The sequence below is a fragment of the Actinosynnema sp. NPDC050801 genome (genome assembly GCF_040673975.1).
Classification (GTDB): domain Bacteria; phylum Actinomycetota; class Actinomycetes; order Mycobacteriales; family Pseudonocardiaceae; genus Actinosynnema.
This window is the reverse complement of the sequence record NZ_JBFAQZ010000014.1, coordinates 220320-239108: the sequence shown is the minus strand read 5'-3', so window position 1 is coordinate 239108 and position 18789 is coordinate 220320. Positions and strand designations below refer to the sequence as shown.

Sequence of the window (18789 nt, the reverse complement as noted above, 5' to 3'; positions counted from 1 at the left end):
GGGCAGGCACGGCGGGGAAAAGCGTCCCGCCCTGCCTGCCCGGCTTCGTCCAGCCTAAGGCACCCGAACCCATGTCAAATCGGGCCTCGGTGGGTGCGCTGCGGGTCCGTTGGGGTCCTTGTGGGGGCCTTGGTGGGTTGGTGGCGGGTCCGTTGGGGGCCTTGGGGGTGGGAGGGGTGGAGAGTCGCGTGGGTACGGCGTATACGACCTGTCCGTTGTGTGAGGCCACCTGTGGGGTGGAGTTGACGATCGAGGGGGACAGGGTCACTGCGGTTCGTGGTGATCGGCAGGATCCGTTCAGCGGTGGGTTCCTCTGTCCGAAGGGTGCGTCGCTCGGTGCGTTGGACGCGGATCCGGACCGGTTGCGGGTGCCCGTGGTGCGGCGGGGCGGGGAGTTCGAGGCCGTGTCGTGGGATGAGGCGTTCGCGCTGGTGGACGGGCGGTTGAGCGGGATCATCGCCGAGCACGGTCGGGATGCGGTGGGGATGTACCTCGGGAATCCGACGGTGCACTCGTTGGCCGGTGGGTTGTACGCGGGTGGGTTGCGGAAGGCGTTGGGGTCGCGGAACGTGTTCACGGCGGCGACGGTCGACCAGATGCCGAAGCACGTGTCGTGCGGGCTGCTCTTCGGTGGCATGTACTCGATCCCGGTACCTGATGTCGATCGCACCGACTTCCTGTTGCTGCTCGGTGCGGATCCGTTCTCGTCCAACGGCAGTCTGTGGACCGTGCCCGACGCGCCCGGTCGGTTGAAGGCGTTGCGTGCGCGTGGTGGGGCGTTCGTGGTGGTCGATCCGCGTCGCAGTCGCACGGCGGCGGCGGCTGACGGGCACCTGCCGATCGTGCCGGGAACGGACGTGTTCCTGCTGTTGGCCATGGTGAACGAGTTGTTCGCGGCCTCGTTGGTGGATCTTGGAGACCTCGCGCCGCACGTCGTGGGGGTGGAGGAGGTGCGGCGGCTCGTCGAGCCGTTCACGCCGGAGGTGGTGGCGTCGCGGTGCGGCATCGGGGCGGAGGAGATCCGGGCCTTGACGCACCGGTTGGCGGCGGCTCCCCGGGCGGCGGTGTACGGGCGGATCGGGACCACGACGGTGGAGTTCGGCACGGTGGCCAGTTGGGCGGTCGACGTGCTGAACGTCCTGACCGGCAACTTGGACCGTGCCGGGGGTGCGATGTTCCCGTTGCCCGCACACGGTCGTCGGGGGACTGGGTCGGGGAAGGGGTTCGTCACCGGGCGGTGGCGCAGTCGGGTGCGGGGGTTGCCCGAGGTGGCGGGGGAGTTGCCGGTGGTGACGTTGGCCGACGAGATCGAGGCCGGGCAGGTGCGGGCGTTGGTCACGGTGGCGGGTAATCCGGCGTTGTCGGTGCCCAACTCGGGGCGGTTGGACGCGGCCTTGTCCACTGTGGACTTCATGGTGTCGGTGGATCCCTACCTGAACGAGACCACGCGGCACGCGGACGTGATCCTGCCGCCACCGCCGCCGAGTCGGCGCGCCCACTACGACCTGGCGTTCCTGTCGTTGTCGGTGCGGAACGTGGCCAAGTACTCGCGGCCTGCCGCGCCGTTGGGGCCCGGGGAGCTGGACGAGGGCGACATCCTGCTGCGGCTGACCGGGATCTTCGCCGGGCTCGGGCCCGACGCCGATCTCGACGCGTTGGTCGGTCTGAGCGGGGACTCGGAGTACACCCGCGAGGAACGGCTGCTGGACGCGCGCCTGCGGTCCGGTCCGTACGGGCTGTCGTTGGCCGACCTGCTCGACCGGCCCCACGGGGTGGACCTGGGACCGTTGACGAGCCGCGTCCCGGAGATCCTGCGCACGCCGTCGGGGCGGGTCGAGCTGTGCCCGGAGCCGATCGCGGCCGACGTGCCGCGCGTGCTGGAGGCGCTGCACGCACCGGTGGGCGGTTTGGTGCTGGTCGGTCGGCGGCACCTGCGGTCGAACAACTCGTGGCTGCACAACGTGCCCGCGCTGGTGAAGGGCAAGCCGCTGTGCACGTTGCTGGTGAACCCGGCCGACGCCGAGAGGCTCGGGCTGGTGGACGGCGGCCTGGCCCGGGTCACGTCACGGGTCGGCGAGGTCGAGGTGACGGTGGAGGTCAGCGCCGACCTGGCCGCCGGTGTGGTCAGCCTGCCGCACGGCTGGGGCCACGACCGCCCCGGCACCCGCCTCACCACCGCGAGGGCCCACCCCGGCGTCAACGTCAACCTGCTCACCGACGACCTGGCCCTGGACCCGCTCTCCGGCACCGCCGTGCTCAACGGCGTCCCCGTGCACGTCACCCCCTCCGCGTCTTCAGCTCAGTGAGGAGCACCTCCATGCGCGTCATCGCCGACCTGCCCTTCGCCGCCGCCCAGAGGCACGACGACCGGGTGGCGTGGCGCCACCGACGGGACGGGCAGTGGCAGGACCTGACGTTCACCGAGGTGGCCGAGTGGGTGATGGAGCTGGCCTCCGGGCTGGTCCACCTGGGTGTGGAGCCGGGCGACCGGGTGTGCGTGCTGTCCGACACCCGACCCGAGTGGTCGGCGGTGGAGTTGGCGGTGCTCGCGGCGGGCGGGATCGTGGTGCCGATCTACCCGTCCAGCGCGGCGGAGGAGTGCGCGTGGATCATCGGTGACTCTGGGGCGGTCCTGCTGGTGGCGGAGTCCGCCGCGCAACGGGACAAGGTGGACTCGATCCGGGAGCAGGTGCCCGCGCTGCGGGACGTCGTCGTGATCGAGGACGGCGGGTTGGACGAGTTGCGGTCGCAGGGCCGCACGTCGCCGGTGCCGGGAGAGCTGGACGACCGCCGTGCGGCGATCGACCCCGACGACCCGACCGTGATCATCTACACCTCGGGCACCACGGGGCCGCCCAAGGGCTGCGTGTTGACCAACCGCAACTGGCTGACCATGTGCCGGCTCACCGAGGACCTGTCCTACATCACGCCGGACGACGTGTCGTACCTGTTCCTGCCGCTGGCGCACGTGTTCGCGCAGATCGTGCACCTGTCGGCGCTGTACATCGGCGCCACGGTCGCGTTCTACGGCGGCGACACCGACAAGGTGGTGGCCGAGCTGTCAGAGGTGCGGCCGACGTTCCTGCCGTCGGTGCCCCGGATCTTCGAGAAGGTCTACACCGCGGCCACGGCCGGCGTGCCGGAGGAGCAGTTGCGGCAGGCCGTCCGGGTCGGGTTGGCGGTGCGGGAGCTGCGGGCCGCCGGTCGGCCGTTGCCGGCGGACCTGGCCGCCGCGTTCGAGCGGGTGGACCCGGTGTTCGCCAAGGTGCGGGCGATCTTCGGCGGCCGGCTCCGGCAGGCGTTGTCCGGCGCGGCGCCCATCTCGGTCGAGGTGCTGGAGTTCTTCGCCGCGGCCGGCGTGCCGGTGCTGGAGGGCTACGGCATGAGCGAGTCGACGGGCGTCGGCACGGTGAACACGCTGGCGCGGCACAAGCTGGGGTCGGTCGGCGCGTACGGGATCGCGGGTCTGCAGCTGAAGCTGGCCGAGGACGGCGAGATCCTGATGAACGGGCCGCACGTGTTCGCGGGCTACTGGAACAACGCCGCCGCCACCGCCGAGGTGCTGACCGACGGGTGGCTGCACACGGGCGACCTGGGTGAGATCGACGACGACGGCTTCGTCACCATCACGGGCCGCAAGAAGGACATCATCATCACCGCGGGCGGGAAGAACATCGCGCCCGCCAACGTCGAGAACCAGCTCCGCCAGTCCCGCTGGATCTCGCACGCGGTCGTGTACGGCGACCTCAAGCCGTACCTGGTCGCGTTGATCACCCTGGACCAGGACGAGGTCGTCCCCTGGGCACGGGCCCAGGGCCTGCCGACGGACCTGCCGACCCTGGCCCGCACGCCCGAGGTGCGGTCGCTGGTCCAGGACGTGGTGGACGAGGCCAACTCCCACTTCGCGCCCGTCTCGCAGGTCAAGCGCTTCGCCGTGCTGGACCGCGACCTGAGCCAGGACGACGGCGAGCTGACCCCGACGTTGAAGGTCAAGCGCAAGGTCGTGCACTCGACGCACGCCGGGCTGTACGGGGAGCTCTACCGCTGAACGTCGGGTCGACGACGTCGTACGGTACTCGGAACCCCACCTACACAGGAGGCGATGACGTTGCCGTCACAACGGATTCACCTGCCGCTGCTCGCCAACCACTCACCCGGCCGCGCCAGGGTCACCTGCACGTACCGCTGCGGCGACGCGTGCTTCCACGAGGCGCCCAACCCGACCGACAACCCCTACCTCGGCGACGTCATCAGCGAGGTGATCAGCCGCCGCACGGTGTTCAAGGCCGGCGCGGTCGTCGCCCTGGCGGCCTCGACCGCAGCGCCGGCGCACGCCGACACCGCCCGGCCGACCAGGGGCATCGACTTCACCCCGGTCACGCCCAACCAGCTGGACCGGGTGGTCGTGCCCGACGGCTACGAGCAGGCCGTGGTGATCCGGTGGGGCGACCCGCTGTTCCCCGACGCGCCGGCGTTCGACTTCGAGCACCAGACCGCCGCCGCGCAGGCCCGCCAGTTCGGCTACAACTGCGACTTCGCCGCCCTGCTGCCCCGTGACCCGCTGGGGCTGGTGAACCTGCTGGTCACCAACCACGAGTACTCCAGCGAGCAGTTCATGTTCCACCGCTACGACCCGGACAACCCGACCGAGGAGCAGGTCCGGATCGCCTGGGCGGCACACGGGTTGTCGGTCGTCCAGGTCCGGCGCAAGCCGTCGACGGGCCGGTTCGTCCCGGAGTTCTCCCGGCACAACCGCCGCATCACGCTGCACACCCCGTTCCGGCTCACCGGCCCGGCCGCGGGCTCGGCGTACCTCAAGACCTCGGCCGACCCCACCGGCACGCGGGTGCTGGGCACGCTGAACAACTGCGCGGGCGGTGTCACGCCGTGGGGCACGATCCTGTCCGGCGAGGAGAACTTCAACCAGTACTTCGCCAACGCCGACCAGGTGCCCGACGCCGAGGCGCGGACCCGGCTCGCCCGCTACCGCATCACCGGTGGCGCCAGTGAGCGCAAGTGGGAGCGGTTCGACCGGCGGTTCGACCTGGCCCGGGAACCCAACGAGCCCAACCGGTTCGGCTGGGTGGTCGAGCTGGACCCGGACGACCCCGGCTCCACGCCGGTCAAGCACACCGCGCTGGGCCGCTTCAAGCACGAGTGCGCCAACGTCCGCCTCGCTCCCGACGGTCGGGTGGTGGCCTACTCGGGCGACGACGAGCGGTTCGAGTACATCTACAAGTTCGTCTCCACCGGCAGGGTGCGCAAGGGCGACAGCAAGGCCGCGCGCAGGCACAACATGACCCTGCTCGACGACGGCACCCTCTACGTGGGCCGCTTCACCGGCGACAGCCCGCCCGCCGAGATCGACGGCTCCGGCAAGCTGCCCTCGGACGGCAGGTTCGACGGCGGCGGCGAGTGGATCCCGCTGGCCGCCGGCGACCGCTCGTTCGTGCCGGGCATGACCGCCGAGGAGGTCTACGTCTTCACCCGCCTGGCCGCCGACCGGGTGGCCGCGACCAAGATGGACCGCCCGGAGGACATCGAGGCCCACCCGCACACCGGTCGGATCTACTGCGCCCTGAGCAACAACGTCGAGCGCGGCCAGGAGGGCAAGGAAGGCGCGACCGAGCCGAACCCGCGGGTGGCCAACAAGCACGGCCAGGTGCTGGAGCTCACCGAGCGCCACGGCGACCCGCGGTCGCTCACGTTCGGCTGGAACCTCATGCTCGTCTGCGGTGACCCGAACTCGCCGGACACCTACTTCGCCGGGTTCCCGAAGGACCGGGTGTCGCCGATCTCCAGCCCGGACAACGTGGCGTTCGACCGGCACGGCAACCTGTGGATCTCGACCGACTCCGGCGGCGCCCTCGGCGGCTTGAACGACGGCCTGTACGCGGTCGCCACCGAAGGGCCGGAGCGGGGACGGGTGAAGCTGTTCCTCACCGTGCCGCGCGGCGGGGAGACCTGCGGCCCGGTCATCGGCGAGCGGGTGATCACGGTGTGCGTCCAGCACCCCGGCGAGGTGGACGGCGCGAGCGCGGACGCCCCCGCCTCCCACTGGCCGGACGGCGGGACGAGCCAACCGCGCCCGTCCGTCGTGGCGGTGTGGAAGCCGGGCGGGCGGCACCTCGACGAGATCGGCTGAGCTGGTTGCAAAGCCACCTTTGCAAAGGTAGCTTTGCATAATGGTCGAACCGCGCGAGATCACCGACGTGGACGAGTTGCGCACCCTCGCGCACCCGCTGCGCCAGCGCATCGTGCGGCACCTCGGGCAGCACGGCCCGGCGACGGCCAGCATCCTGGGCAAGGCACTGGGCGAGAGCAGCGGCGCGACCAGCTACCACCTCAGGATGCTGGCCAAGCACGCCTTCGTGGAGGAGGTGCCCGAACGCGCCCGCGGCCGGGAGCGGTGGTGGCGCACGCCCGTGCTGGACCTGCGCTACCCCCGCGCGCCGGACGACCCCGAGGTGCGGTCCCTCATGGAGCAGCTCAACCAGCTCAAGCTCGCCGCGGACCAGGAGCTGTTCGCGAGCTACCTGGCCGGGCGGGCGGAGCTGGGCGAGTGGGCGGACGCGCTGCCCCACTCGCGGGGCACGATCCGGGTGACGTTGCCCGAGCTGCACGAGTTCTTCGACGAGTACATGGCGCTGCTCAAGCGCTACCAACGACCGGCGGCGCGAACGCCCGCCGACGCGCGACCCGTGGCCGTCCGCTTCTTCGGGTTCCCCCTCCCCGGCGCACCGGAGCCGGACGAGCGTCCCTGACCGCGCGGAGAACCCTGGGCCGTCGAGCTGGCACTCGACGGCCCAGGAAGGCGGAAGCCGCAGCACCACGCCGATTCGGCGTGTTCCTCGTACGCACGGACTCCCACTGGAAGGAGAGCACCTGTGCTCCCCGGACGCAACTCGCCGTTTCGGCGTGCCCTCGGACGGCTGTTCGCGACGACGGCCGTGATCGCGGCCCTGGTCGCACCCGCGTCGCCGGCCCGGGCCGCGCCCGCCGGGCTGGTCGAGCAGGACATCACCTTCTCGAGCGGTGACCTGACGCTGCACGGCACGGTGATCGCACCGGAGACAGGCACGCCCCGGCCCGCCATGGTCATGGTGCACGGCTCGGGGCGGGTGACCCGGGACGGCTACCGCCGGGAAGCCGAGGCGTTCGCGCGGGCGGGCATCGTGACGTTGATCTACGACAAGCGGCCCAAGCGGTCCAGGTCCGACGTCGACTTCCGGCTGTTGGCCGACGACGCGCTGGCCGCGTCGCGGGCCCTGCGGGCGCAGGCGGGTGTCGACCCGGCGCGCACCGGCCTGTGGGGCGTCAGCGAGGGCGGTTGGGTGGCGCCGCTGGCCGCGTCCGGCTCGACCGAGGTGGCGTTCGTGGTCACGGTGGGCGCGCCCGGCATGGCGCCCGAGCGGCAGCAGTCGTGGAACCTCGTCAACCGGCTCGCCGCCGCCGGGGTGACCGGCTCGCTGGTGGGGACCGTCTCGCGCACCACCCTGGGCCTGCTCGTCGGCGCGGGCGTGTTCCCCGAGGCCGGCTACGACCCGGCGCCGGTGCTGGAGCGGATCACCCAGCCGGTGCTCGGCTTGTGGGGTGCCCTCGACCGGGTGATCCCCGCGGCGGAGAGCATGCGCGTCTTCCAGGAGTCGTTCGACCGGGGCGGCAACGGGCACTACGCGCTGCGCGCCGTCCCCGGCGCCGATCACACGATGCGGTTGTCGCCGGCCGGGTTCCAGCGGGGTGACGAGGTGTCCCCGGCCTACCTGGAGCAGGTCGCCACGTGGGTCGACGGGCTCGCCGCGGCGCCGCCGACCACCGAGGTCGGCCCGGCGCCGCACCAGGAGCAGCGGAGCACGCCGGTCGAGGCCGGGTCACCGTGGGTGCAGCTCGGCGCGGTCGTGGTGCTGCTGGTGGCGTTCGCCGGTTACGGGGTGGGCGCGGCCGTGCGTCGGCTGCGGGGACGTCGCGAGGCGGGATCCGGTCGACGCGCGGCGCGTGGGGCGGCCACCACCGGGCTGCTGAGCGTCCTCGGGCTGCTCGGGTACCTGGGCCACCTCGCCTCCAGCGGCGCGAAGAGCCTCGGCCCGGTGGTGGCGGGCCGACCGCTGCCGTGGCTGGGGCTCCAGCTGCTGGCGGTCGCGGCCGTGGTCGCCACCGCCGCGACGATCCCGGCGTGGTGGCGGGCCAGGTCGGACGTGCGCCTCGGCCTGCTGGTCGCCGGTGGCGTGGTGTTCGTGCCGTGGGCCGTCCACTGGGGGCTGCTGCTGCCGTGAGCGAGGGCGGGCCGGTGGTGCACACGGGGTCACGGCGTGAACACGAGGACCCGCTCGGCCGGCACGCGCAGCCGCACCGCGTCACCCGGCGCGAGCCTGCTCGTGGTGCGCAGGTGCAGCGGTTGCCCGTCGGGCAGCCGCGCCTCCACCGCCTGCTCGCGGCCGTGGTACTCGACGACCTCCGCCACGACCTCCAGCACGTTGTGGGTCCGGCGCAGCGCCACGCTGAAGTCCTCCGGCCGGATCGCCACCACCGCGTCGCCCGACGGCGGGCCGTCGCGGTGCACCCCGGTCAAGGGCACACCGCCCAGCGACACCGTCGTGCGCTCGCCGGACACCGACGTGACCGTCACCGACAGCAGGTTGCGGTAGCCCATGAACCCGGCCACGTAGTGGTTGCGCGGGTGCGTGTAGACCTCCTCGGGCGACCCGACCTGCTGCACCGCGCCGTCGCGCAGCACCACGAGCCGGTCGGCCAGCGCCAACGCCTCCTCCTGGTCGTGCGTGACGTACACGGTGGTCAGCCCGAGCGACCGGTGCAGCCTGCGGATCTCCGACCGCATCTCCAGCCGCAGGGAGGCGTCCAGGTTGGACAGCGGCCCGTCCATCAGCACCAGCGGCGGCTCCGGCACGACGGCCCGCGCGATCGCCACCCGCTGCCGCTGCCCGCCCGACAGCTGCGCCGGGTACTTGTCCGCGTGGTCGGTCAACCGCACCACCCGCAGCACCTCGTCCACCCGCCGGGCCTGCTCGGCCCGCGCGACCTTCCGCACCGCCAGGCCGAACGCGATGTTGTGCCGCACCGTCATGTGCGGGAACAACGCGGAGTCCTGGAACACCATCCCGAAGCCGCGTTTGTCCGGCGGCAGCCGGTCGATGCGCGTGCCGTCGAGCACGATCCGCCCGCCGGACAGCGGCAGCAGCCCGGCCAGGCAGTTGAGCGCGGTCGACTTGCCGCAGCCGGACGGCCCGAGCAGCGTCACGAACTCACCGGCCCTGATGGTCAGGTCCATGCCCGCCAGCGCGACGTGGTCGCCGAAGACGCGGCGCACGCCGTCGACGCGCAGTTCGGTGAACCGGTGGCTCATCAGCGGGTCTTCCCGCCGCACGCGGTCACCGCCGGCACGGCGGGTAGGAGCGCGGTGGACCGGCGCAAGCGCGACATCGGGCGCATTCGCTCCCCCTCTCCACGAGACACCACTGGACGCTGCTGGGGAAAGCCCTTACCGTTTGGGTGACAGCTCGATGACTACACGCGACCGACTCGGGGGTCAAACAGTTGCGAAAAATCAGACCCCGGTCACGCTGACGTCCTTCTCCGCCGCCGCGCCGCCCTTCCGCCGCCGCACCCCGCCGCCGCCGCACCGATCCCCTGGTGTTCCGGGGGAGTCGCCAACGACCGTGGAGGCTTCTGTGGCACCCCGTACCCGGCGCGCTTGGCCGGTCCCGCTCGCGACCGCGCTCGCCGTAGTGGCGTCCGCCCTGGTGTCCGCCGCGCCCGCGAGCGCGGCGCCCGTCCTGCTGTCCCAGGGGAAACCGGCGGTCGCCTCGTCCTCCGGTACCACCGGCTACGCGCCGTCCATGGCCGTGGACGGGAACTCGTCCACCCGGTGGGCCAGCCGCGGCGGGGTCGACCCGTCGTGGATCTACGTCGACCTCGGCGTCACCGCCGCCATCACCCGGGTCCGGCTCCAGTGGGACCTGTCCTGCGCCCGCGCCTACCGCGTCGAGGTCTCGTCGGACGCGAACACCTGGACCAGCGTCCACTCCACCGCCAACGGCCAAGGCGGCGTGGAGGACCTCGTGGTGAGCGGGAGCGGTCGGTACGTCCGCATGTACGGCACCACGCGGTGCCGCACGACTACCTACAACGGCTACTCGTTGCAGGAGTTCCAGGTGTTCGGCGAGACCGGGCAGGCGGACACCACGCCGCCGTCGCCGCCGACCGGCCTGCGCTCGGCCAACGTGACGCCCACCTCGGTCGACCTGGCCTGGGACCCGGCCACCGACAACGTCGGCGTGACGTCCTACGAGGTCTACCAGCGGGGCCAGTTCGTCAAGTCCGTCACCGGCACCTCCACCACGATCACCGGCCTGAACCCCAACGGCAACTACGTCTACTACGTCAACGCCAAGGACGCCGCCGGCAACATCTCCCAGGCCAGCAACAACACCGAGGTGACCACACCGCCTGCGCAGGCCGACACGCAGCCGCCGACGCCTCCCATGGGCCTGCGCGTCACGGGCGTCACGGCGAACTCGGTGTCGCTGGCGTGGAACGCGTCGACCGACAACGTCGGCGTGACCCGCTACGAGATCCTCGCGGGCGGGTCGAGGGTCGGTGAGGCGACCGGCACGTCGGCCACCATCGGCGGGCGCACCCCGAACACCACCTACCTGTTCACCGTGCGGGCGTACGACGCGGTGGGCAACGTCTCCGACTGGAGCACCGGGGTCAGCGCCACCACGTCGTCGGGCGGCGACCAGGTGGGCGCGGTGACGCAGCTGGCCACCGACACCGACGTGCCGTGGGGCCTGGACTTCCTGCCCGACGGCTCCGGCGTCTACACCCGCCGCGACGCGTTCGACGTCGTCAAGCTGTCGCCGTCCGGGACGAAGACCACCCTGGGCACGGTGCCGAACGTCGTCACCACGAACGGCGAGGGCGGCCTGCTCGGCCTGGAGGTGTCGCCGAACTTCGCGTCCGACAACTACCTGTACATCTACCACACGGCCGCGAACGACAACCGGATCGTGCGGGTGAAGGTGCAGAACAACGCGCTGGTGCCGAGTTCGGTGCAGGTGCTGCTCACCGGGATCCCGCGCAACCGCTACCACAACGGCGGCCGGCTGGAGTTCGGGCCGGACGGCAAGCTGTACGCGGGTACCGGTGACGGCCAGAACGCGAACTGGGCGCAGGACCTGTCCAACCTGGGCGGCAAGGTGTTGCGGCTCAACGCCGACGGCTCACCGCCGAGCGACAACCCGTTCTACGGCAACGGCGGCAACGCCCGGTACGTGTGGACCTACGGCCACCGCAACGTGCAGGGCCTGGCGTTCGACGGCCAGGGCAGGCTGTGGCAGGCCGAGCTGGGCAACACGATCATGGACGAGCTGAACCTGTCCGAGCGCGGCGGCAACTACGGCTGGCCCGCGTGCGAGGGCACGTCCGGCAGCTGCTCCGGCTACATCGCGCCGAAGCGGACGTGGAGCACCGCCAACGCCTCGCCCAGCGGCATCGCCATCGTCAACAACGCCGTCTACGTCGCCGCGCTGCGCGGCAGCAGGCTCTACCGGCTGCAGATCAGCGGCACGTCGGTCGGTTCGGAGACGACCCACTTCCAGGGCACCTACGGCCGGCTGCGCACGGTCGAGCGCGCGCCGGACGGCAGCCTGTGGCTGACCACCAGCGACGACCGGGACAGCGTGCCCAACAACTCGAACAGCCGCATCCTCCGGGTCCAGCTGAACTGACCCGGTCGGCACGGCGACACCCGCGCGAGGCGGTCCCGGGTCGGGGCCGCCTCGCGGCACGTCGGCGTCGATCCGGCGGCGGTCGAACCGGACGTTGAACCGAACGTCCCACGGGTCCGTGTCAGGGGTGTTGGTCGCCAGTGAGGAAGGCCCGCCGATGCACGCCACCCGCCGCAACCCGTCGCCGTTCGGAGCACGTCCGAGCACGAGCTGAACGAGAAGAGATGCACGATCCGATCCTCGAACGCACGCTGCGCCAGGTCCGCACCGAGCGGATGCGCGACCGCAAGCGCCGCGGCGGTGTCGTCGCGGCGGTGAGCACCGCACTCGCCGCCGCGGTGCTGGCCGGTGGCGCGTACCTCGGCCGGCACAGCGTGCCGGGGGAGCGGGTCCTGGTCGCCACCACGGCCGACGGCGTGCGGATGACCGCCACGATCACGCCCGCCGACGGCTGGGTGCGGCTGCGCGCGGTGGTCGACGGCGTGAAGGCGGGCGAACGGTGCCAACTGGTGGTCACCGACGTGCGCGGACGGCGTTACGTGGCCGGCGGTTGGGTCGCCGCCCCGTCCGCCGACGCCCGGTCCACCGATGCCCGGTCCGCCGATGCCCGGTCCACCGGTTCACGGCCGGTCGATGCCGGTCCGGGCGACACCGCGCTGGCCGGGGCCGCGATGGTCGACCCCGACGAGCTCGCCGCGGTCGCCGTCGTCACGGTCGACGGCCGCGTCCTGGTCACCGGCTCCGCCACCCGGTCACCCTGAATCGCCCACTCGGTGCCCGCCGTGCCGCGCGTTCGTCGCCTCACCGTCTCAGCCGGCCGGTCGCCCTGCGTCGGGTCGTGCCCGTCCGAATAAGCTGTCGACGTGAGGTGGTCGCCACTGCTGCTGGTCCTCGTGCTGGCCGCCGGCTGCGCGGACAGCCGCACCGTGGCCATCGGCGACGTGCCGGTGGCGGTCGAGTCGGTCACCACCACCCAGGACGCCTCCACCGGCACGTTCCGCGTCGACTGCGGGCGCAACGAGTCCCGCCACCTCAACGCCGACAACATGGTCATCGCGCCCGGCCAGCCGTCCGGCGCGCACCACACCCACGAGTACGTCGGCAACGTGGGCACGCACGCCGGCTCCACCGACGAGTCGCTGGCCGCCGCCGGCACCACCTGCGGCTCCGGCGACCGGTCCACCTACTACTGGCCGGTGCTGCGGCTCACCGACCGGACCGGCCACGACGAGCACGCGCCCGGCGGCGGCGTGCACGGGAACACCGGCGAGGTGCTGCCGCCGTCGAGCGTGGAGATCGCGTTCACCGGCAGCCCGGTCAGCGAGGTCGTGCCGATGCCGAGGTTCCTGCGCATGATCACCGGCGACCCGGCCGCGGTGAACACCGGCCGCGGCCGGGCGCGGTGGAGCTGCACCGGGTTCGAGGACCGGCACACCGACCGCTACCCGGAGTGCGCTCCGGGCAGCAGGGTGCTGCGCACGTTCGACTTCCCCAGCTGCTGGGACGGCCGCACCACCGACAGTCCGAGCCACCGGGCGCACATCGAGTTCCCGGGGTCGAACGGGGCGTGCCGGCCGGGCACGTTCCCGGTGCCGAAGCTGCGCGTGCGGGTCGCCTACGACGTCCCCGCCGGGCGGCCGTACGCCATCGACAGCTTCCCCGACCAGCGGCGCGACCCGCGCACCGACCACGCCATGTTCGTCAACGTCATGCCGGACGAGCTGATCGACCACGTCACGACCTGCGTGAACACCGGGAAGACCTGCGCCTAGCCCTCGACCCGGTCAGGCACCGGGGATCTGCGGCGACTCGCGGCAGTAGTACGGAGTGCCCCCGCTGGTGTTCTGCAGGCAGACCGTGAACGTGTAGTAGGCGTTCTCGCGGATCACGTCCACGTTGTTGGGGGTGCTGCAGTCACCGTTGTTGCCGTTGCCGTCCCGGACGTAGGGGAAGTGGTGCCAACTGCCGTCCGCCTGCTTGACGTTGATCCGGCCGACGACACCGATGTCGTCGGTCTTGATGTCGCACACCCAGTAGCTGTCACCGTTGTCGTTGTAGCTCGCCCTGCCGATATCGCCCGGGTGCGTCCAAGAGTCGCTCACTGCCATCGCACCGGGTGTGATCGAAATCGCCAATCCGAGCGCCATTAAGAGTGTCACCACGACGTTCCTGAACTTCATCGATACTCCTTTTCGTGAGAATTCGTCGACGATGTCCGATCGACGTTCCCGGTGGAAGTTACCCACCTGTTTCGGGCCTGTCCAGCGCGCTGCCGAGGACCGGACCGCCAGGTCACGGTCCCCGAATCGCGCACCGGCGGTCGTTGTGCTCTCGCTCGCGGCGGCACCGTCATCGCCTGTTCAGCGGGCTTCGGCGACATCTCCGGAACCGCACGGGAGATCACCTACGGCGATATCGGGCCCACCCGATCGGAGGAATGACCGAAGCGTCGGGACTGCGGGATCGAAAGGATTCCGACCCGCCCGGAATCGGTGTACCGCGTCGATTCGCGTGTTCTTCCCGCACGCGCGGCCGGCGTGGTGGCCCGCCGGTCGGAGGGCTCCGGCCGGCGTGGTGGTGCGGGCTCGGCGGCGGAGGTCCGGGCACACCCGCGAAACTTCTCCCGCCCGCGGTGAACCGAACCCCTCCGGCGTCCGTGTCCGTGGCGTGGGTTGACGAGAGGAGTGGGTGGATGGCGGCTCTGTGGTCCCGGAAACGGGAGGCCGCGGCCGACGAGGCACTGATCCGGTCCCTCTACGAGGAGCACGGTCGGGCGCTGCTCGCCTACGCGACGCGGTTGACCGGGGATCGGGCGGCGGCCGAGGACGTCGTCCAGGAAACCCTCGTGCGCGCTTGGCGGCACCCGGACGCCCTGGTGAACGGCAAGGGGTCGGTCCGCGGCTGGTTGCTCACGGTGACGCGCAACATCGTCACGGACCGGATCAGGGCGAGGGCGGCCCGGCCCCAGGAGGTGGCCGAGACCCCGCTGACCCCGCCGGTGCAGCGCGACCACGCCGATTCCGTGGTGGACTCGATGGTCGTGCTCGAAGCCCTGGACCGGTTGTCGTCGGACCACCGCGACGTGCTGATGGAGATCTACTTCCGGGGCCGCAGCGTGACCGAGGCGGCCGAGGCGTTAGGGGTGCCCCCGGGAACGGTGAAGTCGAGATCGCATTACGCGCTGCGCGCGTTGAGAGAGACGTTCGTCGGGCAACAGGTGGCGCTGAAGGGGGTGGCCGGATGACCACGAACCACGATCCACAGCTGCTCGGCGCATACGTGCTGGGCGTGCTCGACGAGCGGGAGGCACGTGCCGTGGAGGCCCACCTGGCGTCCTGCCCGCGGTGCCGCGCCGAGTTGACCGAACTGAGGTCGATGGCCGATGTCATGGGCGACGTGCCCCCCGAGGCGTTGCTCGACGGTCCGCCCGAAGGCGGTGACCTGTTGTTGCAGCGGACGTTGCGGCAGGTGCGGTCCGAGCGCGGCGCGCAGCTCCGCCGTCGTCAGGTCGGTCTCGGCCTGGTCGCGGCGGCCGTGGCCGCGGTCGTGCTCGGCGGCGGTTTCGCGGTCGGCCGGGGCACCGCGCCCGACGTGGCCGCCACGCAGCAGGCCTCGACCCAGCCCGTGCCGCCCGCCGGGACCAGGCTCGGGTCGGCCACCGACCCGCGGACCGGCGCGCGGATGACCGTGCAGGTCAAGCCCGCCGCCGGGTGGGTCCGGGTGAACGCGTCCGTGGCGGGCATCGCGGAGAACGAGAAGTGCAGGCTGTTCGTCGTCGCCAAGGACGGCAGCAGGCAGGAAGCGGGCAGCTGGCTGGTCTCGGCGGCGGGAGAGAAGGACGGCACCAACCTCGACGGCTCGGCGCTCATCGCGCCCGAGGACGTCGCGGCGATCGAGGTGCGCAACTTCGACGACGAGCGGATCGTCACCGTGCCGGTCTAGCCGGTCTAGCCGGTCTGGCCGGTCTGGCCGGTCTGGCCGGTCTGGCCGGTCTGGCCGGTCTGGCCGGTGGCCGTGTGGCCGCGGCCGGTGTGGTCGTGTGGCCCCGTGCGCGTTCGCCGCGCACGGGGCCACCCGCCTCACGGCTTGAGCACGACCTTCCCCACGGTGGCGCGGCCCTCCAGCGCGGCGTGCGCCTTGGCGGCCTCGCTGAGCGGGAACGTGGTCGTGAGCGGGGTGAGGCGACCCTCGGTGAGGGCGTTCAGGGCCATCTCCTCCAACCCGCGCAGGTTGGTGCCCTTCATCATCCGCGGTCCGACCACGACCGCCGCGGTGATGCCGAGGCGGTAGAGGTCGGCGGTCTCGATGCGGGTGGGCTCGCCCGCGGCCCAGCCGAACAGCAGGATCCGGCCGCCGACGCCCAGCAGCTCCAGGGCCTGGCGGCCCGGGTCCCCGCCGACGCCGTCGAGCACCACGGTGACCTCGCCGATCCCCTCGGACCAGTCCGGCCGGGTGTAGTCGGCCACCACGTCCGCGCCCAACTGGCGGACCAGGTCGAGCTTGGCGGTGCTCGCCACGCCGACGACCTTCGCCCCGACCGCCTTGGCCTGCTGGACGAACAACGCGCCCAGGCCACCCGCGGCCGACGTCACCAGCACCACGTCGTCGGCGGTGAGCTCGGCGATGCGCAGCACGCCCACGGCGGTGCGCCCGGTGCCGATCATGGCCACCGCGGCGTCGTCGGACACGTGGTCGGGCAGCTCGTGCAGCGAGGCGGCGTTGGCCACGGCCAGTTCCGCGTACCCGCCGCTGGCCTGGCCCAGGTGGGCGACGACCCGCTTGCCCAGCCAGTGCGCCTCGACGCCGTCACCCAGCGCGGTGACGACGCCGGCGACCTCCCGGCCCGGCGTCATGGGCAGCTCGGGCAGCGGGAACGGCCCACCGTGCTCGCCGCGGCGGATCGACGTGTCGAGCAGGTGCACCCCCGCCGCGGTCACCGTGATCCGCACCTGGCCGGGCCCCGGCTCCGGGTCGGCGGTCCGTTCGTAGCGGAGGTTCTCGGCCGGGCCGAACTCGTGCTGACGGATGGCGTGCATGTCCTGGTCCCCTCTGCGGTTGCTGTCCGCCACGCTAGGAGTTCGAGTTAAGTCGAGGTCAAGCGATCTTGCGCCGGAGGCAACCCGGTGGCCGCCGGCGCGTCGCCAGGGGTGTGAACCACTTCGACCACAACGCGCACTACCACCCGTTCCTGCTCCGGCAGGTGCCCGCGGGCGCACGCACGGCGTTGGACGTGGGCTGCGGGCACGGGGCGTTCGCGGGCGAGCTGGCCGCGCGCGGGCTCGCGGTGACGGCGGTGGACCGGCACGTCGACGCCGAGGTGCCGGGCGTCGACTTCCGGCGCGGTGACGCGCTGGCGACCGACCTGGGCGGGCCGTACGACTTCGTCTCCTGCATCGCCGCGCTGCACCACCTGCCGCTGCGGCCCGCGCTGGAGCGGTTCCGGTCGCTGGTGCGGCCGGGCGGGGTGGTGGCGGTGCTCGGGCTGGCCCGCGAGGAGAGCGCGTGGGACTTCGCGGTGAGCCTCGCCTCGGTGCCGCTGAACTTCGCCGTGCGGCTGGTCCGCGACGACCCGCGCGACGACGCGCCGGTGCGTGACTGGTCGCTGTCGGTGCGCGAGATCAAGGCCGAGGCGGACTCGGTGCTGCCCGGCGCGCGGTTCCGCCGGCACCTCTACTGGCGGTACTCGATGATCTGGAAGGCCACTGCCGCCAATTAGCGATCGACATAATCACTTTGACGACCGGCGGTCCGCTCGGAGATAGTCCTACCGACACCGGCAGTGGTGTTCGACGACTACAAAGGGGACCTTCGTGAACAGCAAGGAGACCGAGTGGAACGGCTCCGCGACGCGCACGTCCGGTGACCGCGGCCAGCTCTCCTGACCTGCTCGTACGACGAATCCGGCCAAACGGCGCACATTATTCGGAAATCGAATCGGCCTATTGGTCGTGATGATCGACCGCGCTTTCGGCGCGGCCTGGCGGCCCGGCCTTCATGGGGTGGGTCGGGGCGGAAGAACCCCGGCACGGCGGGGTGTTCGACTCCTGTCGAAGAAAGGGGGGACGGGTTCGTGCGCCCGTTCCCCGCGACGGTGCCCTGCGCCATTCGGCCCAACGCCGGGCGGGCCTGTTTGCGGTGCGAACGGTCCGGGTAGTCGGTGGTCGTCCGGAGCCCGGTAAGACGGGCTCGTGGTCCTCAGTTGGAGGGCGAGATGACCCACCACTCGACGGTCGGTCGCGTCAAGGTCGCGGGCCTGCAACCCGCCCAGGTGCTGGCAGGCCTGGTCGGCCTGGTCTTCCTCGCGTTGGGTGTGCTGGGCTTCGTGCGCACGGGGTTCGGCGACTTCGCGGGTGACCAGCACGCGATGCTGCTCGGGTTCACGCTGAACCCGCTGCACAACGTGGTCCACTTGGCGTTCGGTGTGCTCGGCCTGCTCATGGCGAGCACGTCCGGCCTGGCCCGGCTGTACGGCTGGATCCTGTTCCTCGGTTACGGCGCCGTGCTCCTGTGGGGCCTGGCGCTGGCCGGTGTGTTCTCCACCAACCCGGTCGAACGCCTGGGCAACCCGCTGGCGCTCAACGTCAACGACAACTGGCTGCACCTCGGCCTGGCCGCGGTGGGTCTGCTGATCGCGGTGCTGCCGGCCCGGCGCAAGATCGTGACGGACGAGCCGGTGGACGAGCGGACCGGTGAACCGGTCGTCGGCCCCGGCGAACCGGTCGCGGACCGGCGTCACGACCAGGCGCCGCACGGGCGGGCGGCGAGCATCCGCGACCCCGAGACCGACCCGGTGACGCAGCAGATGCCCACCCAGCGGGTCGACTCCCGGCACGGCGACCACGGTCGTCCCGGAGCTCACGGCGACGAGCGGATCGAGTCGATGGACCCGACCGTGAACCCGCGGCCGGTGCAGCCGATCGACCCGGCCATCGCGGAGCAGCACAAGTCCCGGTTCAGCCGGTGACGACGCCGCGCTGAGCGCGACGCGCGACGAACGGCAAGCCGACAGCGGTGCACGGTCCCGAGCGGGCCGTGCACCGCT

The 18789-nt window shown here is 71.9% G+C and carries 15 protein-coding genes; 12 read left to right on the top strand and 3 right to left on the bottom strand.

Going from position 1 to position 18789, the window contains the following annotated elements; translation table 11 throughout:
- Window positions 1–188: 188 nt before the first annotated feature.
- The 5 genes from AB0K14_RS28380 (at window position 189) to AB0K14_RS28360 (ending at window position 8273) form a co-directional block, all read left to right on the top strand.
- Window positions 189–2306, top strand: a complete 2118-nt coding sequence (locus AB0K14_RS28380; RefSeq protein WP_360449120.1) for a molybdopterin-dependent oxidoreductase — start codon at window positions 189–191, stop codon at window positions 2304–2306.
- Between the two features lie 11 nt (window positions 2307–2317).
- Entirely contained in the window at window positions 2318–4048 is a 1731-nt protein-coding gene (locus AB0K14_RS28375) for a long-chain fatty acid--CoA ligase (protein ID WP_360449123.1), read from the top strand.
- A 54-nt stretch (window positions 4049–4102) separates the two neighbouring features.
- Window positions 4103–6145, top strand: coding sequence for a PhoX family phosphatase (locus AB0K14_RS28370; RefSeq protein WP_360449125.1), 2043 nt, complete (start codon window positions 4103–4105; stop codon window positions 6143–6145).
- Window positions 6146–6185: 40 nt separating this feature from the next.
- Window positions 6186–6764 (top strand): helix-turn-helix domain-containing protein, encoded by a 579-nt coding sequence (locus tag AB0K14_RS28365; RefSeq protein ID WP_360449127.1) that lies wholly within the window; start codon window positions 6186–6188, stop codon window positions 6762–6764.
- 123 nt (window positions 6765–6887) lie between these two features.
- Window positions 6888–8273, top strand: coding sequence for an alpha/beta hydrolase (locus AB0K14_RS28360; RefSeq protein WP_360449130.1), 1386 nt, complete (start codon window positions 6888–6890; stop codon window positions 8271–8273).
- 29 nt (window positions 8274–8302) lie between these two features.
- Here AB0K14_RS28360 and AB0K14_RS28355 read toward each other — a convergent pair whose 3' ends face one another.
- Window positions 8303–9382 (bottom strand): ABC transporter ATP-binding protein, encoded by a 1080-nt coding sequence (locus tag AB0K14_RS28355; RefSeq protein ID WP_360449133.1) that lies wholly within the window; start codon window positions 9380–9382, stop codon window positions 8303–8305.
- Window positions 9383–9686: 304 nt separating this feature from the next.
- Here AB0K14_RS28355 and AB0K14_RS28350 point away from each other — a divergent pair, with 304 nt between their 5' ends.
- The 3 genes from AB0K14_RS28350 to AB0K14_RS28340 all read left to right on the top strand — a co-directional run bounded on the left by AB0K14_RS28350 (window position 9687) and on the right by AB0K14_RS28340 (window position 13519).
- The gene (locus AB0K14_RS28350; RefSeq protein WP_360449136.1) at window positions 9687–11747 is read left to right on the top strand and encodes a PQQ-dependent sugar dehydrogenase; all 2061 of its coding nucleotides are present in this window, start codon (window positions 9687–9689) and stop codon (window positions 11745–11747) included.
- 224 nt (window positions 11748–11971) lie between these two features.
- On the top strand, window positions 11972–12508 hold the full coding sequence (locus AB0K14_RS28345; protein WP_360449139.1) for a hypothetical protein: 537 nt from the start codon (window positions 11972–11974) through the stop codon (window positions 12506–12508).
- Window positions 12509–12610: 102 nt separating this feature from the next.
- The gene (locus tag AB0K14_RS28340; protein WP_360449142.1) at window positions 12611–13519 is read left to right on the top strand and encodes a DUF1996 domain-containing protein; all 909 of its coding nucleotides are present in this window, start codon (window positions 12611–12613) and stop codon (window positions 13517–13519) included.
- Window positions 13520–13531: 12 nt separating this feature from the next.
- Here the strand turns inward: AB0K14_RS28340 and AB0K14_RS28335 are convergent, their stop codons facing one another.
- Window positions 13532–13855: a hypothetical protein gene (locus AB0K14_RS28335; RefSeq protein ID WP_364339198.1), complete on the bottom strand. Its 324-nt coding sequence runs from the start codon at window positions 13853–13855 to the stop codon at window positions 13532–13534.
- A gap of 584 nt (window positions 13856–14439) precedes the next feature.
- Between AB0K14_RS28335 and AB0K14_RS28330 the strand changes: the two genes are divergently transcribed.
- Both AB0K14_RS28330 and AB0K14_RS28325 read left to right on the top strand, forming a co-directional pair.
- On the top strand, window positions 14440–14991 hold the full coding sequence (locus AB0K14_RS28330; RefSeq protein WP_360449147.1) for a sigma-70 family RNA polymerase sigma factor: 552 nt from the start codon (window positions 14440–14442) through the stop codon (window positions 14989–14991).
- Window positions 14988–15689 carry a zf-HC2 domain-containing protein gene (locus tag AB0K14_RS28325; RefSeq protein WP_360449150.1) on the top strand — a complete coding sequence of 234 codons (702 nt, stop codon included), beginning with the start codon at window positions 14988–14990 and terminating at the stop codon, window positions 15687–15689. The genes AB0K14_RS28330 and AB0K14_RS28325 overlap by 4 nt, the downstream gene beginning before the upstream one ends.
- 137 nt (window positions 15690–15826) lie before the next feature.
- Here AB0K14_RS28325 and AB0K14_RS28320 read toward each other — a convergent pair whose 3' ends face one another.
- Entirely contained in the window at window positions 15827–16783 is a 957-nt protein-coding gene (locus tag AB0K14_RS28320; RefSeq protein ID WP_360449152.1) for a zinc-binding dehydrogenase, read from the bottom strand.
- A gap of 68 nt (window positions 16784–16851) precedes the next feature.
- Between AB0K14_RS28320 and AB0K14_RS28315 the strand changes: the two genes are divergently transcribed.
- Both AB0K14_RS28315 and AB0K14_RS28310 read left to right on the top strand, forming a co-directional pair.
- Entirely contained in the window at window positions 16852–17463 is a 612-nt protein-coding gene (locus tag AB0K14_RS28315; protein WP_360449155.1) for a methyltransferase domain-containing protein, read from the top strand.
- Between the two features lie 495 nt (window positions 17464–17958).
- On the top strand, window positions 17959–18711 hold the full coding sequence (locus AB0K14_RS28310; RefSeq protein ID WP_360449157.1) for a DUF4383 domain-containing protein: 753 nt from the start codon (window positions 17959–17961) through the stop codon (window positions 18709–18711).
- The last annotated feature ends 78 nt before the right edge of the window (window positions 18712–18789 follow it).